The 26161-nt window shown below is 64.0% G+C and carries 28 protein-coding genes; 19 read left to right on the forward strand and 9 right to left on the reverse strand.

The annotated features are described in order from the left end of the window. Nucleotides 1-82: 82 nt before the first annotated feature. The gene (locus NLM32_RS33310; protein WP_254132942.1) at nt 83-1009 is read left to right on the forward strand and encodes a quinoprotein relay system zinc metallohydrolase 2; all 927 of its coding nucleotides are present in this window, start codon (nt 83-85) and stop codon (nt 1007-1009) included. A 76-nt stretch (nt 1010-1085) separates the two neighbouring features. Beyond that, a complete protein-coding gene (locus NLM32_RS33315; RefSeq protein ID WP_254132943.1) occupies nt 1086-1904 on the forward strand; it encodes a quinoprotein dehydrogenase-associated SoxYZ-like carrier in 819 nt (272 codons plus the stop codon). 45 nt (nt 1905-1949) lie between these two features. Here NLM32_RS33315 and NLM32_RS33320 read toward each other — a convergent pair whose 3' ends face one another. Further along, nucleotides 1950-2309, reverse strand: a complete 360-nt coding sequence (locus NLM32_RS33320; protein WP_254132944.1) for a hypothetical protein — start codon at nt 2307-2309, stop codon at nt 1950-1952. An 87-nt stretch (nt 2310-2396) separates the two neighbouring features. Between NLM32_RS33320 and NLM32_RS33325 the strand changes: the two genes are divergently transcribed. The 5 genes from NLM32_RS33325 to NLM32_RS33345 are packed head-to-tail and all read left to right on the forward strand — an operon-like array spanning nt 2397 to nt 6063. After that, nucleotides 2397-3377, forward strand: coding sequence for an ABC transporter substrate-binding protein (locus NLM32_RS33325; RefSeq protein ID WP_254132945.1), 981 nt, complete (start codon nt 2397-2399; stop codon nt 3375-3377). A gap of 1 nt (nt 3378) precedes the next feature. Beyond that, on the forward strand, nt 3379-4116 hold the full coding sequence (locus NLM32_RS33330; protein WP_254132946.1) for an ABC transporter permease: 738 nt from the start codon (nt 3379-3381) through the stop codon (nt 4114-4116). After that, nucleotides 4106-4846: an ABC transporter ATP-binding protein gene (locus tag NLM32_RS33335; protein WP_254132947.1), complete on the forward strand. Its 741-nt coding sequence runs from the start codon at nt 4106-4108 to the stop codon at nt 4844-4846. Before NLM32_RS33330 ends, NLM32_RS33335 begins: the two co-directional genes overlap by 11 nt. A 48-nt stretch (nt 4847-4894) precedes the next feature. After that, complete coding sequence (locus tag NLM32_RS33340; protein WP_254132948.1) at nt 4895-5689, forward strand: pentapeptide repeat-containing protein; 795 nt, start codon at nt 4895-4897, stop codon at nt 5687-5689. 26 nt (nt 5690-5715) lie between these two features. Then, nucleotides 5716-6063 (forward strand): hypothetical protein, encoded by a 348-nt coding sequence (locus NLM32_RS33345; protein ID WP_254132949.1) that lies wholly within the window; start codon nt 5716-5718, stop codon nt 6061-6063. A 133-nt stretch (nt 6064-6196) separates the two neighbouring features. Here the strand turns inward: NLM32_RS33345 and NLM32_RS33350 are convergent, their stop codons facing one another. The 4 genes from NLM32_RS33350 to NLM32_RS33365 form a co-directional block, all read right to left on the reverse strand. Beyond that, the gene (locus tag NLM32_RS33350) at nt 6197-6406 is read right to left on the reverse strand and encodes a hypothetical protein (RefSeq protein ID WP_188104815.1); all 210 of its coding nucleotides are present in this window, start codon (nt 6404-6406) and stop codon (nt 6197-6199) included. A 105-nt stretch (nt 6407-6511) separates the two neighbouring features. Further along, the gene (locus NLM32_RS33355) at nt 6512-7417 is read right to left on the reverse strand and encodes a hypothetical protein (RefSeq protein WP_254132950.1); all 906 of its coding nucleotides are present in this window, start codon (nt 7415-7417) and stop codon (nt 6512-6514) included. A 24-nt stretch (nt 7418-7441) separates the two neighbouring features. Further along, on the reverse strand, nt 7442-7522 hold the full coding sequence (gene pqqA / locus NLM32_RS33360; protein ID WP_012029362.1) for a pyrroloquinoline quinone precursor peptide PqqA: 81 nt from the start codon (nt 7520-7522) through the stop codon (nt 7442-7444). A gap of 171 nt (nt 7523-7693) precedes the next feature. After that, on the reverse strand, nt 7694-8086 hold the full coding sequence (locus NLM32_RS33365) for a calcium-binding protein (protein ID WP_254132951.1): 393 nt from the start codon (nt 8084-8086) through the stop codon (nt 7694-7696). A 333-nt stretch (nt 8087-8419) separates the two neighbouring features. On the opposite strand from NLM32_RS33365, the gene NLM32_RS33370 reads away from it, so the two are divergent. The 5 genes from NLM32_RS33370 (at nt 8420) to NLM32_RS33390 (ending at nt 13226) form a co-directional block, all read left to right on the forward strand. After that, nucleotides 8420-10084, forward strand: coding sequence for a methanol/ethanol family PQQ-dependent dehydrogenase (locus NLM32_RS33370; RefSeq protein WP_254132952.1), 1665 nt, complete (start codon nt 8420-8422; stop codon nt 10082-10084). Nucleotides 10085-10105: 21 nt separating this feature from the next. Then, nucleotides 10106-10450 carry a cytochrome c gene (locus tag NLM32_RS33375; RefSeq protein WP_254132953.1) on the forward strand — a complete coding sequence of 115 codons (345 nt, stop codon included), beginning with the start codon at nt 10106-10108 and terminating at the stop codon, nt 10448-10450. Then, on the forward strand, nt 10447-11385 hold the full coding sequence (locus NLM32_RS33380) for an ABC transporter substrate-binding protein (protein WP_254132954.1): 939 nt from the start codon (nt 10447-10449) through the stop codon (nt 11383-11385). The genes NLM32_RS33375 and NLM32_RS33380 overlap by 4 nt, the downstream gene beginning before the upstream one ends. A gap of 293 nt (nt 11386-11678) precedes the next feature. Further along, nucleotides 11679-12719, forward strand: coding sequence for an FUSC family protein (locus tag NLM32_RS33385; RefSeq protein WP_254132955.1), 1041 nt, complete (start codon nt 11679-11681; stop codon nt 12717-12719). 81 nt (nt 12720-12800) lie between these two features. Next, a complete protein-coding gene (locus tag NLM32_RS33390; RefSeq protein WP_254132956.1) occupies nt 12801-13226 on the forward strand; it encodes a hypothetical protein in 426 nt (141 codons plus the stop codon). A 55-nt stretch (nt 13227-13281) separates the two neighbouring features. On the opposite strand, the gene NLM32_RS33395 is transcribed toward NLM32_RS33390, so the two are convergent. Next, the gene (locus NLM32_RS33395) at nt 13282-14250 is read right to left on the reverse strand and encodes a helix-turn-helix domain-containing protein (RefSeq protein WP_254132957.1); all 969 of its coding nucleotides are present in this window, start codon (nt 14248-14250) and stop codon (nt 13282-13284) included. Nucleotides 14251-14763: 513 nt separating this feature from the next. On the opposite strand from NLM32_RS33395, the gene xoxF5 reads away from it, so the two are divergent. The 7 genes from xoxF5 (at nt 14764) to NLM32_RS33430 (ending at nt 22636) form a co-directional block, all read left to right on the forward strand. Beyond that, a complete protein-coding gene (gene xoxF5 / locus NLM32_RS33400) occupies nt 14764-16569 on the forward strand; it encodes a lanthanide-dependent methanol dehydrogenase XoxF5 (RefSeq protein WP_254132958.1) in 1806 nt (601 codons plus the stop codon). A gap of 111 nt (nt 16570-16680) precedes the next feature. Beyond that, nucleotides 16681-17169, forward strand: coding sequence for a c-type cytochrome, methanol metabolism-related (locus NLM32_RS33405; protein ID WP_254135484.1), 489 nt, complete (start codon nt 16681-16683; stop codon nt 17167-17169). 61 nt (nt 17170-17230) lie between these two features. Beyond that, a complete protein-coding gene (locus tag NLM32_RS33410; protein ID WP_254132959.1) occupies nt 17231-18340 on the forward strand; it encodes an S-(hydroxymethyl)glutathione dehydrogenase/class III alcohol dehydrogenase in 1110 nt (369 codons plus the stop codon). Between the two features lie 33 nt (nt 18341-18373). Further along, nucleotides 18374-18934: an S-(hydroxymethyl)glutathione synthase gene (gfa, locus tag NLM32_RS33415; protein WP_254132960.1), complete on the forward strand. Its 561-nt coding sequence runs from the start codon at nt 18374-18376 to the stop codon at nt 18932-18934. 621 nt (nt 18935-19555) lie between these two features. Continuing rightward, nucleotides 19556-20008, forward strand: a complete 453-nt coding sequence (locus NLM32_RS33420) for a (2Fe-2S)-binding protein (RefSeq protein WP_254132961.1) — start codon at nt 19556-19558, stop codon at nt 20006-20008. Between the two features lies 1 nt (nt 20009). After that, nucleotides 20010-22322 (forward strand): molybdopterin cofactor-binding domain-containing protein, encoded by a 2313-nt coding sequence (locus tag NLM32_RS33425; RefSeq protein WP_254132962.1) that lies wholly within the window; start codon nt 20010-20012, stop codon nt 22320-22322. A gap of 53 nt (nt 22323-22375) precedes the next feature. After that, nucleotides 22376-22636, forward strand: a complete 261-nt coding sequence (locus NLM32_RS33430) for a hypothetical protein (protein ID WP_254132963.1) — start codon at nt 22376-22378, stop codon at nt 22634-22636. A 234-nt stretch (nt 22637-22870) separates the two neighbouring features. On the opposite strand, the gene NLM32_RS33435 is transcribed toward NLM32_RS33430, so the two are convergent. The 3 genes from NLM32_RS33435 to NLM32_RS33445 form a co-directional block, all read right to left on the reverse strand. Continuing rightward, a complete protein-coding gene (locus NLM32_RS33435) occupies nt 22871-24598 on the reverse strand; it encodes a methanol/ethanol family PQQ-dependent dehydrogenase (RefSeq protein WP_254132964.1) in 1728 nt (575 codons plus the stop codon). A gap of 130 nt (nt 24599-24728) precedes the next feature. Further along, the gene (locus NLM32_RS33440; RefSeq protein ID WP_254132965.1) at nt 24729-25379 is read right to left on the reverse strand and encodes a Rieske 2Fe-2S domain-containing protein; all 651 of its coding nucleotides are present in this window, start codon (nt 25377-25379) and stop codon (nt 24729-24731) included. Nucleotides 25380-25644: 265 nt separating this feature from the next. Further along, nucleotides 25645-26109, reverse strand: a complete 465-nt coding sequence (locus NLM32_RS33445; RefSeq protein ID WP_254132966.1) for a group III truncated hemoglobin — start codon at nt 26107-26109, stop codon at nt 25645-25647. Nucleotides 26110-26161 lie beyond the last annotated feature (52 nt).

The following is a 26161-nucleotide window of genomic DNA, read 5'->3' on the forward strand; positions in this document are numbered from 1 at the left end:
GGACGCACCATGTTCTGCCAAACTTCGCGTTGGCTTGTTGTGCTGCAGTGCAATGCGGCAAACCCTGAACTGAGGCGGAAACGTGTCGCATCTCACATCAAAGATCGCAGCCCTGTCCCTGCTGGGACTTGCGACGCTAGCACGCGCCGGGGCGGCCGAATTGCCTGTGAGCGAAGTTGCACCGGGAATCTTCGTGCACTCCGGGACCATCGCCCTGATGACCCGCGGGAACGAGGGCGACATCGCCAATGTCGGCTTCATCGTCGGCGAGGCTGCGGTGGCCGTGATCGATACCGGCGGCAGCCTTCGTGAAGGCGAAGCGCTGCTGGCCGCGGTGCGGGCCCGTACCAGCAAGCCGATCCGCTACGTCATCAACACCCACGGCCATCCCGACCATGTCTTCGGCAATGCGGCCTTCGTGGCGGAGGGAACCAGCTTCGTCGGCCACAGCAAGCTGCCCCAGGCACTGGCCACGCGCGGGCCGTATTATCTCGATAATTTCCGGCGCATCATGGGCGATGAGCTGATCGATCCCGTGAAGATCGTGCCCCCCACTGAGCTGGTTCGGGACACCATGACGCTCGATCTCGGATCGCGCCGGCTGACCTTGCGCGCCTGGCCGACCGCTCACAGCGACAACGACCTGACGGTGTTCGACGAGACGACCAGGACCCTGTTCGCAGGCGATCTGGTCTTTCTCCGCCACATCCCGGTGATGGATGGCAGCATCCGCGGCTGGCTCGCCCTGCTGAAGGAGCTGGAGGCCGTTCCGGCAGTTCGCGTCGTTCCCGGTCACGGCCCTGTGAGCGACTGGCCTGCCGCGCTCTCGGATGAGCGGCGTTATCTCTCGACGCTGCTGTCGGACGTCCGTGCCTCGAACAAGAAGGGCGAGCCGATTCGGACCGCAGCCGAGAAGGCCGCGGCCGCCGAGCGGTCGCATTGGGAACTGTTCGACGACTACAATGCCCGCAACGCAACCGCAGCATTTTCTGAAATTGAATGGGAGTAGCGGCCGCGCTACCCTTGTCCAATAATTGCGTCGTCCGCACAGGAGATCAGCTTCGCTGACTCCGAGGAACCTGACCATGATGGGATGCACACGCCGCCTGCCGTTGATCGCCGCGTTGCTCGGCATCGCCTTCGCGCTGCCCGCGAGCGCCGAGGAGGCCTACGATCCCTGGCCTGGCCTGGTGCAGGATAGCTTCAGCAACCGTCCGATGAACGACGGCAATGCTGTCATCGCCATCGAAATGCCCTATCGCGCCGAGGACGCGGCGATCGTGCCGGTGACCCTGCGCAGCAAGCTGTCACCGGGCGATGCGCGCCGCATCCGATCGATCACGCTGGTGATCGACCGCAACCCGGCGCCGATGGCTGCGAAATTCGAGCTTGGCGCGGATGCCAATGTCACCGAGATCTCCACGCGCGTGCGTGTCAATAATTACACCGACGTTCATGCGGTGGCGGAGCTTAGCGACGGCCAGCTCTACGTCTCCAAGACCTATGTGAAGGCGTCGGGCGGTTGCTCGGCCCCGGCGGGGAAGAACGCGGAGGAAGCCCAGAACCGCCTCGGCCAGATGCGCTACCGGCAATTCGCGCGCGAGGAGGCGCCCGCGAGCCGCATCCGCGAGGCCCAGATCATGATCGGCCATCCCAATAATTCCGGCCTGCAGATGGATCAGGTCACGCAGCTCTATATTCCCGCCTTCTTCATCAACCAGCTGAAGCTGACGCAGGACGACAGCCCCGTGCTGTCGATGGAAGGCGGCATCTCGATCTCGGAAGATCCCAACCTGCGCTTCACCTACGTGTCCAACGGCGCGAAGCGATTCCGCGCGGAAGCCAAGGACACGGACGGGCACGTGTTCCGCAACGAGTGGGACGTGGAAAAACCGGGGACGTGAGGCGAGGACCACCCTCCCCTGGAGGGTGAGACACAGCGACACAAATCAGAAACACCGCACCTCGGCCTCGGCCTGGGCCCGCCGCAAATCATTCACGGCCGAATTCGCCTGCTCTGATGTCCGGAACTGGGTGCCGAGATTGCCGCGAACCTGGGACATGCTGAGTGCGGTCTCCGCGGTGACATAGCGTTCGTAGCTGACAATCGAGGCGACCACGTCGATCGAGCAGGAGCATTGCTCGATCGCCTGCCGCGTCTCACCATTGGCTTTCATGCAGCCATAGACATATTCCGCGCGCGCCGACGTCGGATAATCATTGGCCTCCTCGGCCCGCACCGTGCAGACGGTCGCCGCGAGCACGACCATAGCGGCGACAATCGGTCGTACCTGTCCCGCAAAACTCATGAGCATCCTCCCGCTGGTTGCGATGGAAGCTATGCTATGCCTATTGTCCTGAAAAGCACCCTATCCGAGGAAATGGCTCACAAGGTGATGAGAGTTTTGGCACGAATATTGGCGCTCGCAACGACGTTGGCGCTGACGCTGGGTACGGCGGCCGATGCCGCCGACACCATCCGCCTGGCGGTGCAGAAGACCGGAACGTTCTCCTGGGAACTGGCCACCATCCGCGAGGCCGGGCTCGACAAGGAGGCCAATCTGGCGCTGGAAGTCACCGAGCTTGCGAGCCCCGAGGCCGGCAAGATCGCGCTGCGCGCCGGCAATGCCGACATCATGCTGTCGGACTGGCTGTGGGTGTCGCGCGAGCGCGCGCTCGGCGCCAAGCTCACCTTCTATCCCTATTCCAGTGCGCTCGGCGCTGTGATGGTGCCCGCGGCATCACCGATCAAGACGCTTGGCGATCTGAAGGGCCGCAAGCTCGCCGTCGGCGGCGGTCCCCTCGACAAGAGCTGGCTGCTGCTGCAAGCACGGATGAAGCAGGACGGCATCGACCTGAAGTCGGATGCGACGATCGCCTATGGCGCGCCGCCTTTGATCGCCGCCAAGGCGCTCGACGGCGAGATGGATGCGAGCCTGAATTTCTGGAATTTCTGCGCCCAGCTCGAGGCCAAGGGTTTTCGGCGACTCGCCGGCATCGAAGAGATCTTGCCGAAGCTCGGCGCCAAGGGCGCGGTCTCTGCCGTCGGCTATGTCTTCGACGAGGGCTGGGCCGCGAACCACCGCGACGCCGTGGCGCGTTTCATCGCCATGACCCGCAAGGCCAAGCAGTTGCTGGTGACCTCGGATACGGCCTGGGACAAGATCGCCCCGCTCACCGGCGCGAGCGATCCGGCCATGCTCAAGACCTACCGCGACCGCTATCGTGACGGCATTCCACGCCGGAACATCAGCGATGAGGAAGCGGACGCGCGCGTGCTCTATCGCGTGCTGGCCGAAATCGGCGGCCGCGAGCTGGTCGGTCCGGCGGCCGAGCTCGATCCCGGCACGTTCTATCACGCCGTCCCCGGAGACTGAGGTGCTGCGCCTTCTCTCGTTCGCCCTGTTTCTCGCGATCTGGTGGACCGCCGCGCTGTTCGTCGGAGGCGCAAAGCTGCCCTCCCCGCCCGCCGTGCTCAATGTCATTGTCGCGGAAGCGTCGAGCGGCGCGCTGTTCCTGCATCTCGGTGCGACGCTGGCGCGCGTGGCGCTCGCCTTCGTGCTGGCGATGTCGCTCGGCAGCGCCATCGGCTATCTGATGGGCCGGGTCAAGCTCGCCGACCGGCTCGGCGATCCCTGGCTGATCCTGCTGTTGAACCTGCCGGCGCTGGTGGTGATCGTGCTGGCCTATATCTGGGCCGGGCTCACCGAGACCGCCGCGATCGCGGCGATTGCCATCAACAAGCTGCCGACCGCGGTCGTCACCTTGCGCGAGGGCACCCGCGCGCTCGACCGTTCGCTGGACGAGATGGCGATGGTCTTCGCGATGCCGCGCTGGCGCGCGTTCCGCCATGTCGTGCTGCCGCAGCTTGCGCCCTATATCGCGGCCTCCGCCCGCTCCGGCCTGTCGCTGGTGTGGAAGATCGTGCTCGTCGCCGAGCTGCTGGGACGGCCGAACGGCGTCGGCTTCGAGATCGGCGTTGCCTTCCAGCTGTTCGACACGCCGCGCCTGCTGGCCTATTCCCTGACATTTGCCGCGGTCGTGCTCGTGATCGAGACGGCGCTGGTGCAACCGTTCGAGGCCCGCGCAACGCGGTGGCGGCCCCGTGCGGCTTGAGGTCGAGATCACAGGCAAGACTTTCAAAAGTGCCGCGGGCGGAACGCACGAGGTGCTGGCACCCGTCAAATTCGCGCTGCAGTCCGGCGAGGTCGGCGTGCTGATCGGCCCCTCAGGCTGCGGCAAGAGCACGATGCTGCGCATCATCCTCGGGCTCGACCGCGATTTCGACGGCCACGTCGCGCGCCCGCCCGAGGTGCGGATCGGCATGGTGTTCCAGGAGCCGCGGCTGCTGCCGTGGCGATCGGTCGAGCAGAACGTGCGATTGGCAGCACCCGATGTCGCCGAGGCCAAGCTGTCGGAGCTGTTCAAGATCCTGGAGCTGGAGGCGCACCGCAGCCACTTCCCGGGCGAACTGTCGCTGGGCCTCGCCCGCCGCGTCGCGCTCGCGCGCGCCTTCGCGGTCGAGCCCGACCTGCTCGTGCTCGACGAGCCGCTCGCCTCGCTCGACGACGCGCTCGCCGGCCGCCTGCGCGACGAGATCGCGACACTGGTGGCGAGCCGCTCCGTGATGACGCTGCTCGTCACCCACAGCCTCGACGATGCCATCCGTCTCGGCGACCGCCTGTTCTTCCTGTCGCCGCGCCCGGCGCGCATCGTGCAGGAGGTGCCGATTGCCATCCCGCGCGCCGAGCGCGGCGAAGCCGAGATTGCGGCGATCAGGGCGGGGCTTGCGCTGCGCATCCAGGCGGAACAAGGCGACGAACGCGCCGGGCGGGATGTCTCATAGGCAATCGCGCGAGGCGCGTGCTAGGTTGGGTCGCAGCGGAGTCTTCTGATGAAGCGAACGATCGCCCTGACGGCGCTTGGCCTCGCTCTGCTCGCGCCAACATCGCGCGCGCAGGACATGATGCGGGACCTCGATCTGACGTCGCCTGCAATGGTCTCCGCCGAGATGAGCCGGCAGGAGGTCGAGGCGGTGCTGGCCAATGCGAGCGTCGGCGCGCCCGCCGATTTGACCGGCAAGCGGCTATCGGGGCTCGATCTCAGTGGTCTCGACCTGACCAAGGCCGTCCTCCGCGCGGCACGGCTCAACAAGACGAAACTCGCCGGCGCCCGCCTTGACGGCGCGGTCCTCGATCAGGCGTGGCTGTTGGATGCGGATCTCACGGGCGCGAGCCTGAAGGGGGCCAATCTGTTCGCGTCACAGATGGCACGCGCTCGCCTCGACGGCGCCGATCTGACCGGTGCGCGCATTGCGGCCGATCTCAGCGGCGCGAGCCTGGTCGGCGCGTCGATTGCGGATGCGCATCTCGGTGCCGACATGCGCAACCAGTCGATGGGACTGATGCGCGCCGTGCTGCGATCTGCCAATCTGGCGCGGTTGAACGCTCGCAACGCCGACCTGTCCCGGGTCGACCTCGAATTTGCTTCCCTCAAGGGGGCCGACCTGACCGGCGCGTCGCTCAGGAACGCTCAGCTCGGCGGCGCCGACCTGACCGGCACGACCATCATCGACGCCGATTTCGACGGCGCCGATCTCGCCTCCGCCAGGCTGATTGCGCCGATCGGCCTTGACCGGGCCAAGAATTTCGACAAGGCAAAGAACCGTGAGCGCCTGATCAGGGAATAGCGGCGCGCTTTTGGGAGGACTGGCTGATGCGTTGGTGTCTCGTTTTGATCGCGGTGTTGGCGTGTGCCGGTGAGGCCGCCGCGCAGACCAAGGGCAAGGGCATCCGGCTCTGGAATTTGACCAGCGAGACGATCTCCGGCTTCCAGCTCGCACCTAGCGGCAAGACCGATTGGGGCCCGAACCAGTGCCTGAACGACAAGGACAAGGAGGTCGACCACGACGAGCGGCTGCGGATCACCGGCGTCGAGCCCGGCCGCTACGACGCCAAGGTCAGCTATCCCAATTCACGGCAGTGCGTGGTCCGTGACATCGAGATCAAGGCCGATGCGGTGTTCTCGATTGCGGATAAGGATTTGAAGGACTGCACGAAGTAGCTCCTGCTCCTCATCCTGAGGAGCCGCGCAGCGGCATCTCGAAGGATGAAAGGCCCGGCTGCAGCAGCGGGGCCCTGCATGGTTCGAGACGCGCGTTCCGCGCTCCTCACCATGAGGAGCTTAGAGCAGCGCGTCACGCCTTGTCGTTCGGGTGCGGATATTCGCAACGCCAGCGCACGGCCTGCCACTTCGGATGCTCACCGACCCATTGCGCGATATAGGGCGGTGCGGCCATCGAGCATTGCGCCGGCGAACCGCCAAAGTTGAACACCAGATGCTGCTCCTCGCAGGTCGCAGGCGAGAGCACCGCACACACAGTCACCACCAGGTCGATCGGATTCATGCCGGGATCCTTGCGCGAGAGCACTTCAGACTAGCACAAAGGGATACGTCCCGAGCAGCCGGAAGTTTCAATCCGGCGTGAGGAGCAGTCGAGGAACCCGCTTTGCTAGAAGTTGATGCCGAACACCACCCGCGCCTGGTGCCGTTCGAAATTGACGAGATCGAGATTGGCCCCGGATCCGGCCGGCCGGCCCCAGGCCTGCATGCTCCAGCTCAAGGTGAGCCGCGATTGCTCGGAGAGCTGGAAATAGGCGGTCGGTCCGACGAACAGGGCTTGCCCTGAGAACTCGCCAAGACCGATGCCTTCATACTGGCGGAAGTAGCGCATCTCGCCGCCGAGCAGGAAATTCGGCCGCACGCGCACCATGCCGGCGACAGCGGCGCCGATGGTGGAGCTCTTCTCGGACAGCCCGCTCACCTCGAACCGCGCCCATTCGGGCTGGTAGATCAAATTGAGCGCGCCGATGACGAAATTCGGGATCAGCTCGCGATCGAAGGCGAGCGTGAAGTCGGTGCCGTACATCCGTCCCTTGGCGCCGCTGACCTCATCGATGCGATCGCCATGGGTCTCGGCAGCGATCGTCATCCCGAATGGGGCCTTCTCGCGATCGAGCAGGCGATAACGCAGGTCGAGCGAGAGGCCCTGGAAATTGAACTGACGGCGGTCGTCGATATCGGGGACGCCGGTGATGTCGTGCAGCGTCGCGGTGCCGCCGACCTCGACGCGAAAATTGGGCAACGGCACGATTTCGATCTCGACCTCCTGGCCGAGGGTGCGATAGGTGCCACCGCCCTTGCCGAAGCGTCCCGTCGTCTGGGTCTGGAATTCGCGCTCGCCGGGATTGCCGACATCACTGCCGATCATGAAGCCGAAGATATGCTCGGTATCGAAGCCCTCTTCGGCCCTGGCGCACATTGGCGTGAGCGTGAGCGTGCACGCGATCGCCGTCCGGAATGTGTGAGCTCCAATGCGCATCACGAACACTACCACGGCTTCGATGGCCCACGCCATCGAAGCCGTGGCAGGTCGTCAGTCTTACTTGCGCGCAGCGCAGGCGTACATGTTGATTTCCATGCCGACCGGCACTTCCACGATCTTCGGAGCTTTCCAGGCCATTCGGGGTCTCCCCAGGGATTGAGCGCGACATCGCGCCGGGCAAAACCTAGGGCTGCGTCAGTCACGGCGCAAGCCTGGAATCGGACCACGAACACAGCGAACTGTCACGCGGGACGCGCACAGTTCACTCTCGGGCAAACCGCCTTCGCTCCCAGTCAAGCGCGGCTGTGCTCAACGCAACAAGCGCAGCAATGCGCGGCCGGCGCGCGAGTTCAGCTCCTTCGCATCCAGCGTTCCATCCTTGTCGGGATTCGCCGCGTTGAAGCGCTGCTCCACCACTGCGAGATATTCATCGAGCGTCAGCGTGCCATCGTGATCGGGGTCGGCGGCGGCGAGTTCTTTCGCCGTTAACCGTCCGCGCAATTCGCGCATGTCGAGCGTCCCGTCATGATCGGGATCGAGCTTTGCGAACAGCGCGGCGGCGGCCTTCTTCACCTCGGCCAGATCGAGCGTGCCGTCATTGTCGGTGTCGAACATCTTGACCGCGCCGCCGGATGCCGACCAGGCCGGACCGGAGAGCACGGCGAACGTGAGCGCAAGCGCAACTGAGCGACGCGATATCATTTTGACCTCCCTCATCATGAGCCCCGATTCGCGCAGGCTCGCGACAACATAAGTCCGCAAGCCGGCCGCGGTTCAAGCCGAATTGCCATGGTCACCGCGACGAAACCGGGGCCGCGCTGATATTCTCGCGCTGCGTCAATCTTCGCGTCGTGGAAATTGATGCAGCGCATTCGCGCAAGACGAGTGAAATTTCTCGAAGATTACCGCATCAAGCCTGGCATCTGGCGTCCAAACTATCGGCACCGCGCTTTCGACTTTCGTATTGACGGGTTTTGCTTTCGGGCGGAGTGTTGCAATCGCAGCGTCAAAAGGCGCGCATATTGGGAGGAACGGATGAAACGCTTTGCGATGGCCGCGAGCCTCGTCATATCCGCATGCTCGGTTGCGAGCGCACAAACGACCGATCAGTTGGTCAAGGGCGCAACCGATACGTCGAACGTTCTGAACTACGGGATGGGCTACAATCTGCAGCGCTTCTCGACGCTGAACCAGATCAACAAGGACACCGTCAAGAACCTCGTCCCGGTCTGGAATTATTCCTTCAACGACGATCGCAGCGAGGAATCGCAGCCGCTGGTGTACCAGGGCGTGATCTACGTGACCTCCCACAACGCGACCATGGCGGTCGACGCCAAGACCGGCAAGCAGATCTGGAAATCCAAGATCGAATATCCGGCGGAAACGCCGCGCATCGTCTGCTGCGGCATCATCAATCGCGGTGCCGCCCTGTTCGACGGCAAGCTGTTCCGCACCACGCTCGACGCCAACGTGATCGCGATCGACGCCAAGGACGGCAAGGAGCTGTGGCGGCAGAAGGCGGCCGACATCAAGGAAGGCTATTCGATGACGGTGGCGCCGCTGGTCGCGGACGGTGTCGTCATCACCGGTATCTCCGGCGCCGAATTCGGCACCCGCGGCTTCATCGACGGCTGGGATCCGGCCACCGGCAAGCATCTCTGGCGCACCAATTCGATCCCCTCACCGGACGAGCCCGGCGGCGACACCTGGAAGGGCGACACCTGGAAGCTCGGCGGCGGCTCGACCTGGATCACGGGCTCCTATGATCCCGAGCTGAACACGGTCTATTGGGGCATCGGCAATCCCGGCCCGTTCAACGCGGCCGTGCGGCCCGGCGACAATCTCTACACCTGCTCCGTGCTGGCGATGGATCCCAAGACCGGCAAGATCAAGTGGCACTACCAGTTCTCGCCGAACAATCCGTTCGACTATGACTCGGTGGCCGAGATGGTCCTCGCCGACATGAACGTCGAGGGCAAGCCGACCAAGGTGCTGATGGATGCCAACCGCAACGGCTTCTTCTACGTGCTCGATCGCACCAACGGAAAAGTGCTCGCGGCCAATCCTTACGTGAAGGTGAATTGGGCGACCGGCGTCGATCTGAAGACCGGCCGTCCGATCGAGACCGACGTCGTCAAGGATGCGCGCGAGGGCAAGAAGGTCACGGTCTATCCGTCGATCCTCGGCGGCAAGAACTGGGAGCCGATGTCGTTCAACCCGCAGACCGGCCTCGCCTACGCCAACACGCTCGCCTTCGGCGGCAAGTACAAGTCGGAGCCGGCCACCTTCAAGCAGGGTGAATGGTATCTCGGCATGGACCTGACCGATCCCTGGGAATGGGGTGACGGCGCGCGCGGCCATCTGAAGGCGATCGATCCGATGACCGGCAAGGCGAAGTGGGAGGCGGCAAGCGACATCCCGCGCTTCTCCGGCGTGCTGTCGACCGCGGGCGGCGTCGTGTTCACGGGTGCGCTGACCGGCGAGTTCGAAGCCTTCGACGCCGACAGCGGCAAGAAGCTCTGGCAGTTCCAGACCGGCTCCGGCATCGAGGGACAACCGGTGACCTGGCAGCAGGACGGCGTGCAGTACATCGCCGTCACCAGCGGCTATGGCGGCGTCTACTCGCTGTTCTCCGGCGACGAGCGGCTGGCCAAGGTGCCGCCCGGCGGCTCGCTCTGGGTATTTGCGGTGAAGCAGTAACGGCAAGACACGTTGAGAGACATGGCTCACAAGACGGTGGCGATCCTCGCCACCGTCGCGGTGCTGACGGTCGCGCTTGCGGCGACCGTTCGTGCCGCGGATGATTCGAACGGCAATCCGCTGCAGGCGCAGATCGACCACGGCAAGTCGACCTATGCCGAAAAATGCTCGCACTGCCACGGCCCCAACATGATGAATTCCGGCACCATCACGCCGGACCTGCGCGCCTTTCCCGACGACAAGACGCGCTTCGTCACCACCGTGAAGAACGGCAAGAACAACAAGATGCCGCCCTGGGGCGACATCCTCAACGACGACGAGATCGGCGATCTCTGGGCCTTCATCTCGAGCCGGAGGAAGCCATGAGAGGTCGGCTGGCAGCACTCGGTCTCGTCGCGACGCTTGCGGCTTCGACAACGGCTTTGGCAACGGTGGCGTGGGCGGCAGATCCCCTCAATGTCTGCCTTGACGAGGACCGGCCGCCGCTTTCGGCGCATCACCGCGGCAAGCCGGACTCGGGCTTCGACGTGCTGCTGGCGCAGGCGATCGCGGACCGGATGGGGCGCCCGCTCAGGATCCAGTGGTTCGAGAGCAAGCTGGATGAAGATTCGAGCCCGCAGCTCGAAACCAATGCGCTGCTGTCCGACGGCCGTTGCTCGCTGGTCGGCGGCTACGCGCTGACAACGGATTCCCTCGTCAAGCCCGGCGTGCCGACGGCGCGCCTACCGGATTTCGCAGGCGCCACGCGCGATGACCGGCGCCGCCGCGTCTCGCTCGGCGAACTCGCTCCGACCCGGCCTTACGTCTATTCGCCGATGACGGTGGTGCTCGGGCCGAAGGCGCGCGACCGCAAGATCAACGATATCGGCGACCTCGCAGGCCTGCGCCTCGCCATCGAAAGCGGATCGCTCGGCGACGCCATCCTGATGACCTTCGACAAGGGACGGCTGATCGACAACATCACCCATCTCGTGCCCGCCCGCGACGACCTTCTCGGCGCGCTCGATCGCGGCGATTATGATGCGACCCTGATCGATCTCGCCCGCTACGACGCCCACCGCGCCGCGCATCCGGACACCGCGATATCAGCCTCCGGCTATTATTATCCGATCGGGGCCAATCGCGGCTATGTCGGGCTCGGCAGTGATCCCGCTTTGATCGAGGCCGTCAACAAGGCGCTCACGGATCTCGCGGCCGAGGGCAAGATCGCCGAATTCGGCAAGCAAGCCGGCCTGACCTATCTGCCTCCGCGCGAGCCGGCGATCCTCGGAGACGTCTGGACGAAGATCATTCAGCGGTGATGCGGCCTCACGTGCCGCCCCATCACCACTGTCATGCCCCGGCTTGACCGGGGCGTCCAGTACGCCGCGGCCCATCGGATCAATCACTCACGTTTCGGAATACTGGATCGCCCGGTCCCGGCTCCGCCAAGGATACGCCGAGGCCCACAAAGGCGCTCGGCGCGCCGAAGCTTCAGCGAAGGCGGCAAGCCGGGCGATGACAGCGAGGGTGTGGCGAGATCATCGTTGAACGTGCTGAAATCACGAGGCCGCTTCTGTGCTATCTCTGAAGTCTCATTTCACGACGGTGCCCCTTGAACGCCCCGACCACCCCGCCCTCCTCTGGCCTCCGCGATCTCCTCGCCCGCGAGATCAAGAGCAGCGAGCTGTTGCGCGCACTGATCGTCGTCGGCCCGTTCGTGGCCGCTTGGTTCATCTCGCGCGAGACGGCGCTCCTGAATTTGGGACTGATCGCGGTGTCGCTGCTGATTCCGGCCCTGCGGCAGCACTTTCCGCCCAAAGTGGTCGCATGGCATTATCTGGTGATACTCGCGATGTTTGCGGCGCTCTTCCTCGCCGCCCCGATCAAACCGCTGTTCGTGGTTCTGACCGCGCTTGCCGGCTTCCTCGCGGTGGCGGTGACACGTTACGGCGAGCATTTTCGTACGCTCGGCAATTGGGTGTTCATTCCGGCCGTCTACCTCGCCTGCGAAGTGCGCGAAGGCGTGAGCGCCTCGGAGGCGCTGCGGCATGCCGGCATCATCATCGTCTCCTCGCCGGTGGCACTGGCGCTGGTCTGCGTCATCCAGATTTACGATCAGCGGCGGCGCGATAATGCCGCGACCTCGTTCGGGCCGCCTGCGGCCGAGTGGATGCTGCCCGCAGCGGCCACCGCCATGGCGGTGTTCGCCGCGGCGGCGCTGGTCGAGATCCTCGACCTTGCGCAGGGACAATGGGTGATGTGGTCGGCCGCGAGCGTCGTGGTCGGCGATCTCTCGGCCTCCACCGATAAGCTGAAGCAACGCGCCATCGGCGCCTTCGTCGGTGTGCCCTCGGGCTTCCTCGCCGGTCTCGCACTGCCGCAGAACCGCGTCGGCTATGCGCTTGCGGTTCTCGCAGCCACACTGACGCTGATCTCGTTCTCCCGCTATATCGTCGGCTTCGGCCTGCGCTGCTTCTTCATCGCGCTCGCCGCATCCTTTGCCGGCGGCGCCAGCGGCATTGCGGAGGAGCGCGTCGCCAATGTGATCATCGGTGGCGCGTTTGGCCTCATCGCGGTTGCCCTGACCGACATCGTCTGGCAGCGCGTGATGCGGAAAGGTGGTTCGCCCCCTTCGCATCCGACCAAAGCCTAGTGTCGGGAACGCATTTGCGAGCTATGATCGGACGGTACAACCGGACGCCTCTTGCCGTCAGGGACGAGAAAGGCCGCTCGCATGAGACCCGATGCCGTCGCCGTGGCCGCCCTGGTCATCCTGCTTTTCCCGATGGGCTATTTCCTGCTGGCCTCGCCCGCTTTCCTGCTGGTCAAGCTCGACATCCCGCCGGTGACGCAGCTGCTGCGCGGGATGTTCAACATCCAGTTCAGGATGATTAGCGTGGCCGGCATCATCGGGACGGTGGCTTTCATCTTCGCGGGACGACCGCTGTTCGCAGCGGGCATCGGCCTGATCGCGGCCCTCGCGATCTGGGGACGCCCGTGGTTCATGCGCCAGATGGACGATCAGCTCAGCGCCAGAGATGCGGGCAATGCGGACGCGGTGCGCCAGCTACGTCGTTTGCATTGGAGCGGAATGCTCTGCAACGCGGTGCTGGTGGCCGCTCTCGTGGCCAGCATTCCCTACGTTGCCACATCGACGTGAGGGGATCGCGGGTCCGGCCAACGCAACCCGCGACGAGCCGCAGCGTGACGCCCGCTTAATTCTCGTCCACGGCAACAGCGCTCTGCTGCCCCTTGTGGATCGAGGACGGCACCACGCCGAAATATTTCCGGAACACGCGGCTGAAATGCGACGAGCTGGAGAAGCCCCAGGAGAATGCGACATCGGTGATGGTCTTGCCGCCGTGCGCCTCGAGCTCCTGGCGGCAGTTCTGCAAGCGGGCCTGCCAGATGTAGTCGCTCACCGTCGTGCCGCGCTCGGAGAACAGCATGTGCAGATAGCGCTTGGAGCAGCCGAGCTCGGCGGAGATCTGGTCGATGCACAGATCGGGATCGCGCAAGTGCTCGCGGATGAAGAATTGGGCACGCACATACATCGCCTCGGGCCCGACCCGATCGAACATCGTGTCGGCTTCGCGCAGCGGCAGCAGCAGCAGGTCGATCAGCGAATCAGCAACACCGACCGCGCTGTTGGCCGACAGCTTCGCCGCCTCGTCGAACGTGGCATGGACGAAATCATGGGCGATCCGCCCGGTCCCCGTCTTCGCCGACAGCTTGCAGGCCGGCATGCGCTGCGACGGGAAGCCGCGATCGCGCAGCAGCGCCTTCGGCACGATCACCACATCGTGGCGCGTGAAGGCGGGACTGACGATCAGATGCGGGCATGAGACGTCATAGGCGATGATGTCGCCGGGGTTCAGCTCGATGTGGCGGCCTTCCTGCTCGAAATAGGACACGCCGTAGGTCTGGAAGTGAATCTTGATGTACGGGTGTTCATTGGCCTTGGCGCGCGCCAGCGTGTGCGCGATGCGATGCTGGCTGACCTCGATCTGACAGAGCTTCAGGCGCGAAACGGTGGTGTAGTCGATGCGCCCCTCGAGCGAGGATGCTTCGAGCGGATCGACATCGAAGTGTCCGCACAGACTCGTCAGCCCGTCGATCCAGCTTTGGATCTGGCGCTTCGGCGTCAGTCCGGTCGTCGAGAGCGTGTGAATTGTGTCGGACATTAATCCAGCCACTGGTGATACCCGGAGATTCTACGCGAATCGCGGCCAGCGCCTGCTGGAGCCCTCAGCCATGATTGCGTGACGTTTACCTCAAATTTGGGCGGTCTTTTGAACGAGCGCCATCGTTCCTTTGCCACCCTTGAAAGTTAATCCTCCGCCTTAGTTGCAGCGCCGTCAAGGGGAACCTGATCGCTGCGCGCGGCGCCAGGCCGCACGGAAGCCGCTGAATTCGCTACCGCAAAATCAAAAACTTTGCCTCCGTGCGCTGTCGAGCAAAGCGGGTTCACTCTTGGGCAAGTTTCCCGTTGGCGAAGTCGTTAGGGATTGCGGCAGGAACAAAAAGAACGGGCCGCTCCTGCACGTGGACCCGTAGCTCTCATCGGAGGAGGAAACAGCACAGCATCGTTTCTGGTCCCCAACGTGACCGCCCTGCACGAGCAGACGCCGGACGAGAAGCCCGGTGATTGAGCAATGCTTCGGAAACAATAAAACGAGACCAACGGAGGAATGACTATGCGCAAGGTGCTACTGGCGACCTTTCTTGGCTCCGCGGCGGCTCTCGCCGTCGGGAGCGCGTCAGCCAATGACGAAGTGCTCAAGATGTCGCAGAACCCGAAAGACTGGGTGATGCCGACCGGCGACTATGCCAATACCCGCTACTCCAAGCTCAACCAGATCAATGCACAAAATGTCGGCAAGCTCCAGGTTGCCTGGACCTTCTCGACCGGCGTGCTGCGCGGCCACGAAGGCGGCCCGCTGATCGTCGGCAACATGATGTACGTCCATACGCCGTTCCCGAACAAGGTCTACGCCATTGACCTTTCCAACGAGAACAAGATCGTCTGGAAGTACGAGCCGAAGCAGGATCCGAACGTCATCCCGGTGATGTGCTGCGATACCGTTAACCGCGGCCTCGCTTTCGGTGACGGCAAGATCTTCCTGCATCAGGCCGACACGACCCTCGTCGCACTCGACGCCAAGACCGGTCAGGTTGCATGGACCGCCAAGAACGGCGATCCGAGCAAGGGCGAGACCGGCACCTCGGCACCGATGGTCGTCAAGGACAAGGTGCTGATCGGCATCTCCGGCGGCGAGTTCGGCGTTCAGGCTCACATGAGCGCCTACGACATCAAGACCGGCAAGCTGGCCTGGCGCGGCTTCTCGGAAGGCCCGGATGACCAGATCCTGGTCGACGACAAGACCACTGCGCTCGGCAAGCCGATCGGCAAGGACTCCAGCTTGAAGACCTGGCAAGGCGATCAGTGGAAGATCGGCGGCGGCGCGACCTGGGGCTGGATCTCCTACGATCCAGAGATGAACCTGATCTATTACGGATCGGGCAACCCGTCGACCTGGAATCCGAAGCAGCGTCCGGGCGACAACAAATGGTCGATGACCATCTGGGCGCGTAACCCGGATACCGGCGTCGCCAAGTGGGTCTACCAGATGACGCCCCATGACGAATGGGACTATGACGGCGTCAACGAGATGATCCTCTCGGACCAGTCGATCAACGGTCAGGCCCGCAAGCTGCTGACACATTTCGATCGTAACGGCCTCGGCTATACGCTCGATCGCGGCACAGGCGAGCTCCTGGTCGCCGAAAAGTACGATCCGAAGGTGAACTGGACCTCCGGCGTCGACATGGACAAGAACTCCGCCACCTATGGCCGTCCGAAGGTGCTCGACGCAGCTTCGACCGACAAGGCCGGCGAAGATCACAACGTGAAGGGCATCTGCCCGGCCGCGCTCGGCACCAAGGACGAGCAGCCGGCAGCCTACTCGCCGGACACGCAGCTGTTCTACGTTCCGACCAACCACGTCTGCATGGACTACGAACCGTTCAAGGTGAGCTACACCGCGGGCCAGCCCTATGTGGGTGCGACGCTCTCGATGTATCCGCCGCAGGGCGATACCCATATGGGTAACTTCATCGCCTGGGACGGCAAGACCGGCAAGATCGTCTGGTCGAACAAGGAGCAGTTCTCGGTCTGGTCGGGTGCGCTCGCGACCGCCGGCGGCGTGGTGTTCTACGGCACGCTCGAAGGCTACCTGAAGGCAGTCGACGCCAAGACCGGCAAGGAGCTCTACAAGTTCAAGACTCCCTCCGGCATCATCGGCAACGTCACCACCTATGAGAACGGCGGCAAGCAGTATGTCGCAGTGCTCTCGGGCGTGGGCGGCTGGGCCGGCATCGGTCTGGCAGCTGGCCTGACCGATCCGACCGCAGGTCTCGGCGCAGTCGGTGGCTACGCCGCGCTCAGCAACTACACGGCGCTCGGCGGTACGCTGACCGTGTTCTCGCTGCCCGCGAACTAGCCTCAGCTCCGTATCGCTCCGGCGCGTGGATCAACTCCACGCGCCGGCTCGTCTCCACCGAACGCCTTCGAGGAACACCTCTTGCGTAAAATCTGCTCTGTCATTGCTGCGATGATCTTCGTTGCGTCCGGAGGAATTGCTGTCGCGGACGGCTCGGGCGACCCGACCGCCGTCAAGCAGAACGAAACTGGCGAATGGCTCGATAAGGAAGGTAACCCGACCTACAAGGTCAACGGCGAGACCGTCGACTGGTACACCTATTCCGGATACCGCCGCTATCACTCGGACTGCCATGTGTGTCATGGCCCGGATGGCATGGGCTCGACCTATGCACCCGCACTGAAGGATTCGCTCAAGACGATGAGCTATGCCGATTTCCTCGGCGTCGTCGCCTCGGGCCGCAAGAACATCTCCACCGCCGCAGAGAACGTGATGCCGGCCTTCGGAGATAACCCGAACGTCGCCTGCTACATGGACGATCTCTATGTCTATCTGCGCGCCCGTTCCAACGAGGCCTGGGGCCGCGCCCGTCCCGGCAAGCATGAGGACAAGAACGACGCCTATACCAAGAATGAAGACTCGTGCATGGGCAAGAAGTGAACGTTTGGGACCCGGCTGAGACTCAGGTCTTGGCGCCCTGCGAGAATTTGAGGAGTTACCGATGAAGACACGTGCCGCCGTTGCTTTTGAAGCCAAGAAGCCGCTCGAGATCGTCGAAGTCGATCTGGAAGGACCGAAGGCCGGCGAAGTCCTGGTCGAGATCAAGGCGACGGGTATCTGCCATACCGACGCCTACACGCTCGACGGTTTCGACAGCGAAGGAATCTTCCCGTCGATCCTCGGCCATGAGGGCGCCGGCATCATCCGCGAGATCGGTGCAGGCGTGACCTCGGTCAAACCGGGCGATCACGTCATTCCGCTCTACACGCCGGAATGCCGGCAGTGCAAAAGCTGCCTGAGCCAGAAGACCAATCTCTGCACCGCGATCCGCGCGACGCAGGGCAAGGGCGTGATGCCCGACGGCACCAGCCGCTTCTCCTACAAGGGCAAGCCGATCTACCACTATATGGGCTGCTCGACCTTCTCCAACTTCACGGTGCTGCCCGAGATCGCGGTGGCGAGGATCCGCGAGGACGCCCCCTTCGACAAGAGCTGCTACATCGGCTGCGGCGTCACCACCGGCGTCGGTGCCGTCGTCAACACCGCGAAGGTCGAGCCGGGCTCGAACGTCGTCGTGTTCGGCCTCGGCGGCATCGGGTTGAACGTGATCCAGGGCGCCAAGATGGCCGGCGCCGACAAGATCATCGGCGTCGACATCAACGACACCAAGGAGGAATGGGGCCGCCGGTTCGGCATGACCGATTTCGTCAACCCCAAGAAGATCACCGGCGACATCGTCCCGCATCTGGTGACCCTGACCGACGGCGGTGCCGACTACACCTTCGACTGCACCGGCAACACCACCGTGATGCGCCAGGCGCTGGAAGCCTGCCATCGCGGCTGGGGCACCTCGGTCGTCATCGGCGTCGCCGAATCCGGCAAGGAGATCGCCACCCGTCCGTTCCAGCTCGTCACCGGCCGCAACTGGCGCGGCACCGCCTTCGGCGGCGCGCGCGGCCGCACCGACGTGCCGAAGATCGTCGACTGGTACATGAACGGAAAGATCCAGATCGACCCGATGATCACCCACACGCTCAAGCTCGAAGACATCAACAAGGGCTTCGACCTGATGCACGAGGGTAAATCGATTCGTTCAGTCGTCGTGTTCTAGCTCGCAAGCGTCACACCCAAGGAGGATCGACCCATGACTGCACTCCATCCCTCGATCGACAACGGTCTCAAACAAGGCACCGGCCACTTTGCCGGCGGCACGCTCGCCTGCAAATGCAAGGACCATCAGGTCAAGGTCGGCATCAAGGGCGACGTGGCGCACAACCACGCCTGCGGCTGCACCAAGTGCTGGAAGCCGCAGGGCGCGAACTTCTCGGTCGTGGCCGTCGTGCCGCGCCAGAACCTCACCGTGCTCGAGAACGGCGACAAGCTCCAGATCGTCGACGCCTCGGCGGTGATCCAGCGTCACGCCTGCAAGGCCTGCGGCACCCACATGTTCGGCCGCATCGAGAACAAGAACCATCCGTTCTACGGGCTCGATTTCGTTCATCCGGAGCTGTTCCAGGAGCAGGGCTCGCAGGCGCCGCAATTCGCCGCCTTCGTCTCCTCGGTGATCGAATCCGGCGTCAAGCCCGAACAGATGGCCGGCATCCGGTCGCGGCTGAAGGAAATCGGGCTCGAGCCCTATGATTGCCTGTCGCCGGCGCTGATGGATGCGATCGCGACCCACGTGGCGAAGGCCAAAGCCGCCTGACAAGGCCGCAAGACAATTGTCCGTCCCCTCGGGAGTCATCGGAGGGGACGGACAGCTCTCGAATGATTGCGGCGAGTTTGCCGCCTGTGCACTTTGCGTATGCGAGCGCGTTCCGCTCCCTCAGTCCTGGTCTCTGAATGACTGCGCAGTGCCGCCCTCTTCCTGCTTGAAGTCAGCGCGCCTTGCGATTCTCCCTCCCTCGACTGAGGACTACTGCTTCGTCCGCGCAGTCCCTCTGGCGGACGAAGCTTTTTTCACCTCGCGCAGATTTTGTATTTGCCGATCGCGCGGCGTGTTGCCGCGCCCTGCTTTTGACAACCTTCGTTGCGATCTTTTCCCGTCGAGAACAGCTCGTTAAGAACACTTGGCTGTGAACGCCGACCCGGCGCGATGTCTGCTATCATTCCGCCGTGATGATGCCGCGCGACATTCAATCAATTAAGAACAAAACGGGAGGTATCGAGCACATCCGCACATGACGATTCGCATTTCAGCTTCCTGCCGGGATTTGCCCGCGGAGGATCACAGGCGGAGATGCGACGGCACGACGTACGGACCATTTCGCCGATCGACATCGGCAAATCCTGAAATCATCGAGCTTATGAAGAGCGAGGGACGATCATGATCAAATTGAAGATCAACGGCCAGGAACAGAGCTGGGACGGCGACCCGGATCTCCCGCTACTCTGGTTCCTGCGCGACGAGGCCGGGTTAACCGGCACGAAATTCGGTTGTGGCCAGGCCCTGTGCGGCGCCTGCACCGTCATCGTCGACAAGGAGGCGGTCCGCGCCTGCATCACCTCGGTCAACGACGTCGCCGGGCGCGAAATCACCACGATCGAGGGGCTGCATCCCAATGGCGATCATCCCGTCCAGAAGGCCTGGCGCCAGGTCAATGTTCCCCAATGCGGCTTCTGCCAGGCCGGACAGATCATGCAGGCGGCTGCGCTGCTGATGGACAACCCCAAGCCGTCGCATGACCAGATCCGCGAGGCGATGTCCGGCAACATCTGCCGCTGCGGCTGCTACCAGCGCATCGAGAACGCCGTCCACCTCGCATCGACGGGAGTGTGACATGAATTTCATCGACAATCCCCGCAAGCTTCGTGGCTTCGAAAAGCATCTGAAGGTCGAGAAGGTCTCGCGTCGCAGCATCCTGAAGGGGCTCGGCGTCACCGGCGGCTTCGTGCTTGCCGCCCCCGTGATGTCGCGCCAGGCCTTTGCCTATGAGACCGGCGCCGGCAAGATGCCGCATGGCGTCGTGGTCGATCCGCGCGTGTTCGTCGCGGTCGCGCCCGACGGCACCGTCACCATCCTCGCCCACCGCTCCGAGATGGGCACCGGCGTGCGCACCAGCCTGCCCTTGATCGTGGCCGAGGAGATGGAGGCCGACTGGTCCAAGGTCAGGGTGCAGCAGGCCCATGGCGACGAGGTCAAGTTCGGCAACCAGGACACCGACGGCTCGCGCAGCACGCGGCATTATTTGATCCCGATGCGCCAGATCGGCGCCTCTGCCCGAACCATGCTGGAGCAGGCCGCGGCCAAGCGCTGGAACGTGCCGGCGACCGAGGTGAAGGCCGTCAATCACGAGGTCGTCCACAGCGCCAGCGGCCGCAAGCTCGGCTTTGGCGAGCTCGCGGCAGATGCCGCCAAGGAATCGGTGCCTGCCATCGAGGGCCTCAAGCTGAAGGACCCGAAGGACTTCCGCTATCTCGGCAAGGGCCAGGTCAGCATCGTCGATCTCCACGACATCACCACCGGCAAGGCGCGCTATGGCGCCGATGTGCGCCTGCCCGGGATGAAATACGCCGTGATCGCCCGCCCGCCGGTGACCGGCGGCAAGCTCACCTCGTTCGATCCGGACGCCGCGCTGAAGGTGCCGGGCGTCGAGAAGGTGATGAAGGTTCAGGGCTGGCCGTGGCCGTCGAAATTCCAGCCGCTCGGCGGCGTTGCCGTGATCGCCCGCAACACCGGCGCGGCGATCAAGGGCCGCGACGCGCTGAAGCTCGTCTGGGACGACGGCGCCAACGGCAAGTACGACTCGGTCGCCTACCGCAAGGAGCTCGAGGAGGCTTCGCGCAAGCCGGGCCTGGTCGTGCGTCAGGAGGGCGACGCGGACGCCGCGCTGAAGTCCGCCGCCAAGGTCGTGGTCGGCGAATATTACTTGCCGCACCTTGCCCATGCCAGCATGGAGCCGCCGGTCGCGGTCGCCGACGTCAAGGGCGACAAGGCGGAGATCTGGGCGCCGGTGCAGAGCCCCGGCGGCACCCGCGAGGACGTCGCCAAGACACTCGGCATCCCCGAGGGCAATGTCACCGTCAATGTCACGCTGCTGGGCGGCGGTTTTGGCCGCAAGTCGAAATGCGACTTTGCGCTCGAGGCCGCGCTGCTGTCGAAGGAGCTCGGCACGCCCGTCAAGGTGCAATGGACGCGCGAGGACGACCTCCATCACGACTTCCTGCACACCGTCTCGGCGGAGCGGATCGAGGCGGGCCTGGACAAGGACGGCAAGGTGATCGCCTGGCGCCACCGCAGCGTGGCGCCCACCATCGCCTCGACCTTCGCGGCCGGCGCCAAGCACGCGGCGGCGTTCGAGCTCGGCATGGGTCTCGTCGACATGCCGTTCGAGATCGCAAATATCTCTTGCGAGAATCCGGAAGCTGCGGCGTTCACCCGCATCGGCTGGTTCCGCTCGGTCTCGAATATCCCGCGCGCTTTCGCCGTCCAATCGATGGTCGGCGAGATCGCCAACGCGACCGGCCGCGACCAGAAGGAGACGCTGCTGGCGCTGATCGGCAGTCCCCGCATCGTCAAGCCGGCGGTGAAGGACTTGTGGAATTACGGCGAGCCCTATGACAGCTACCCGATCGACACCGCGCGCCTGCGCAAGGTGGTCGAGCTGGTCGCCGAGAAGGGCGAATGGGGCCGTCAGGTTCCAAAGGGCCACGGCCTCGGTATCGCCGTGCACCGCAGCTTCGTCAGCTACATCGCGACCATCGTCGAGGTGGCCGTCGACGAGAAGGGCAAGCTGACGGTGCCGCGGGTCGACACCGCGATCGACTGCGGCACCTATGTCAACCCCGAACGCATCGCGTCGCAGATCGAGGGCGCGGCGATCATGGGCTTGAGCCTCGCCAAATATGGCGCGGTCACCTTCAAGGACGGCAAGGTGGAGCAGAAGAATTTCGACGACTTCCAGGTGATCAGGATCGACGAGGCTCCGCTGGTGACCAACGTCTACATCGTGCCACCCGGCCCCGACACGCCGCCGAGCGGCGTTGGCGAGCCCGGCGTGCCGCCGTTTGCGCCTGCGCTGACGAACGCGATCTTCGCAGCGACCGGCAAGCGCATCCGCGCGCTTCCGATCGGCAAGCAATTGGAGGCTTGACGGAACAGAGACGGCCTCGCGCCGTTTCTCTTCGATCTGACAGGAGCAGATCGATGACCAACATTCCAAGGGCGCTCGCAGTCTCGCTGCTGTCGAGCGCCTTTCTTTTGACCGCGACAGCCGCGTTCGCCCAGAGCACCACCGCGCCGCCGACCACGGCGACACGCCCCACCGCGCCGGAACAGAATTCGCTTCCCAACGCCAGCGCCCCACCCGCCTCCACGACCCAGACCACCGGACAGAGCAGCACCGATCCGAAGGTTCGGGAGATGAACCAGGCGGAAAAGGACAAGGTGGACCGGCAGGGGAAGTAGTGCGGGACGCTCTCGCGCACTGATGCTCCCATTTCGTCATGGCCGGGCTCGTCCCGGCCATCCACGACATTTGCCGCAGCACTGAGAACGTGGATGCCCGGGACAAGCCCGGGCATGACGAGCGCGTAGCAACGGCCGCAATCCCATCACCCCACGCAAAATGCGGCGGACGTTGACCGTCCGCCGCACTCGCCACCCCCCTGCTGCTCCGCCTAATTCGATCCGCCGCGGAGCTTACTTCTTCAGCGCGAACACCCAGATCACGCCGCCTTGCGGCACGTTGGACTCGATGCCGATATTGTTGGTCGCGAGCGCGTCCTGGATGCGCTGCGCGTCCACGCCCCATCCCGACTGGATCGCGATATATTGCGTGCCGTCGATCTCATAGGACACCGGCATGCCCATGATGCCGGAATTGGTCTTCTGCTCCCACAACACTGCGCCGCTCTTGGCGTCGAAGGCGCGGAAGTTGCGGTCGTTGGTGCCGCCGGCGAAGATGAGATCGCCTGCAGTCGCCGTCACCGAGCCGAACAGCTGCGACTTCGGGAAATTGTGCTGCCACACCTTCTTGCCCGTCGCAGGATCCCAGGCCTGGAGCTCGCCGAAATGATCGGCGCCGGGCTTCGCCTTCAACCCGATGTCCTCGGGCTTGGTGCCGAGCCAGAGCTCGCCCGGCTTGAGCGGCACCTTCTCACCGGTGAAGCCGCCGCAGAAATTCTCGTTGGCGGGGACATAGACGAGACCGGTCTTCTGGCTGTACGCGGCCGACGGCCAGTCCTTGCCGCCCCACAGAGACGGACAGAACTCGACGCGCTTGCCGATCGTCGGCTTGTGATCGATGTCGACGATCGGACGGCCGCTTTCGGCGTCGATGCCCTTCCAGACGTCGGTGGCGACGAACGGCCAGCCGGCGACGTAGTTGATCTTCGTCGGCGTACGTTCGAGCACCCAGAAGATCGCGTCGCGGCCGGGGTGGATCAGGCTCTTGAAGCTGCGGCCGTCGCGCTGCAGATCGACCAGCATCGGCGCATCGACCTCGTCCCAGTCCCAGGAATCGTTCTGGTGGTACTGGTGGTAGGTCTTGATCTTGCCGTTGTTGGGATCGAGTGCAATCACCGACGACGTGTAAAGATTGTCGCCGGGATGGGTTTCGCCGGGCCACGGCGCGGCGTTTCCGACACCCCAATAGATCGTCTTGGTGTCCTTGTCGTAAGTGCCGGTCATCCAGGCCGAGCCGCCGCCGGTCTTCCAGTCATCACCCTGCCAGGTGTCGTGACCGGGCTCGCCTTCGCCAGGAATGGTGAAGGTGCGCCACAGTTCCTTGCCGTCCTTGGCATCGTAGGCGACGACGTAGCCGCGCACGCCGAGTTCGCCGCCGGAACCGCCGACGATGACCTTGCCGTCGACGATCAGCGGCATCAGGGTCATGTACTGACCCTTCTTGTAATCCTGCACCTTGGTGTCCCACACCACCTTGCCGGTCTTGGCATCGAGCGCGACGACGTGATCATCGGTGGTGGCGAGATAGAGCATGTCCTCCCACAGCCCGACGCCGCGGCTGGTCGGATGCAGCTGGAATAGATCATCGGGAAGCTGACGCTTGTAGCGCCAATATTCGTCGCCGGTTTTCGCGTTCAGCGCGATCACCTGCCCCATCGGCGTCGCCACGAACATCACGCCGTTGTTGACGATCGGCGGCGCTTCATGGCCTTCGACCACGCCGGTGGCAAACGTCCAGACCGGCGTAAGGTCTTTCACGTTCGAGGTGTTGATCTGCTCGAGCGGGCTATAGCCCTGCCCGTCATAGGTGCGCCGATAGAGCATCCAGTTGCTCGGTTCCGGATTCTCCAGGCGCTGCTGGGTGACGGGCGCATAGCTCTCGATCGGGCCCGCGATCGCGGCGGTCGAGGCAACACAGGTGAAGGCGACGAAGCCGGACAGCAGTAATTGCTTCCTGGTCATTGACCTTTTCATGGACGTTTCCCCTTTTTCATCCGATTGAATTCTTGTGTTGAATTCTTGTCGTTCGTCCCGAAATCCGCCCCTCGGCGGATGCGGCCTCTCGTGAGGCGGGCACATCCCGCAACGTCCATCATCCCGGCTGCGCGCCACCTACCTTTCCGATGAAACCGCCCGCGACGCTGAGCGAACCGTCAGCGAGCGCCAGCGGCAGCGCGGCAAGCCGCCGCGGCGCCGGCCCGAACACCACCTGCGCACCCGCGCGTGGGTCGTATTCGGAGTTGTGGCACATGCACTTGAACACGTCCTTGTCGCCGACATCGCTCTTGACCCAGGCGGTGACGGGACAACCGGCGTGGGCGCAGATCGCCGAATAGGCGACAATGCCGTCGACGGCACGCGCGCGCGTCTGTTCGTCGAGCTCGGCAGGATCGAGCTTGATGATCAGGATCTCGTTCAGCCGCGAGGCACTGCGCACCACCGATGTCTTGGGATCCTGCGGCCAGGCATGCACCGGCGGCCCGCCAAGCGTCAGATCGGATGCCTTGATGAGCTTTCCTTCGTTGTCGCCTTCGGAGAACACGAGCGCATCGCCCTTCTGCGGCCGCTCGTCCGAGCCGGGCGGATCTTCGCCTGCGCGCGCGGGCGCGGAGCAGCCGAGACAGGCGGTGGTGGCGAGCGCGCCGAGCAGCAGCGTTCGCCGCGTTTGCTCCGCGCTCACATCGGCTTCGGTTTCCGCATTGCTGTCGGATGATGATGAGGTGCTGAATGATGCGCGCGACATGCATGCTAGCAGGCGCTGGAACTCTGCCGAAATGAAGGCGAAGAGTTGGCGCCGCAGTGCATCAATATGGCTATGCTCGCTTTGATTGAACACGATCGCACGCATTCAAACGCGTTTTTGCCATTTCAATGTCATGCCGCGCGATCTGCATGATGATTTTGCAGATCAGACCGATGATGTTGGAATTGGTGCAACGCGCTAGTCGTGGCGCGATGCAACCGGAAAGCGATTCAACTGCACGTTTATCGGGCAGGCATTTTGTATTTCAGGACCGGAGCACGTGGCGCGGCGCCGCAATGCGTCCCGCAATGGTCGCCGACGCCATCTCAAAACTGTCGGCGATGCGTCGCGCCTTGTCGATGAAGAGGCTGGCTGCCGGCGGCGGGCAGACCTCGCGCGCGGTCTGTTCGAACAGGTTAAGCCAGCGGTCGAAATGATCGCCGACCAGGCTGAGCGGCACATGCGCCCGCATCGGCGAGCCGTGGTAGCGCCCGCTCATCAGCACCACCGACGACCAGAAGTCTTTGAGCTTGGCGAGATGTTCGTCCCAATTCTGCACGATCGCGAACACCGGCCCAAGCAACGCATCCTCGCGGACGCGTCCATAGAAACGGGTGACGAGTTCCCCGATCATCTCCTCGGTGATCCCGGTGCGCTCGATCGCATCCTGCGTCAACAGGTTCCGCCGTTCGGCCGCAGCGTCCCGCTCGGCCTTCAGTCGATCCGACATGTCGTGGTCCGTTGTTTCTTCCCCTCTCCCCTTGTGGGAGAGGGTGGCTCGC

It is taken from the genome of Bradyrhizobium sp. CCGUVB14 (assembly GCF_024199935.1).
Classification (GTDB): Bacteria; Pseudomonadota; Alphaproteobacteria; order Rhizobiales; family Xanthobacteraceae; genus Bradyrhizobium.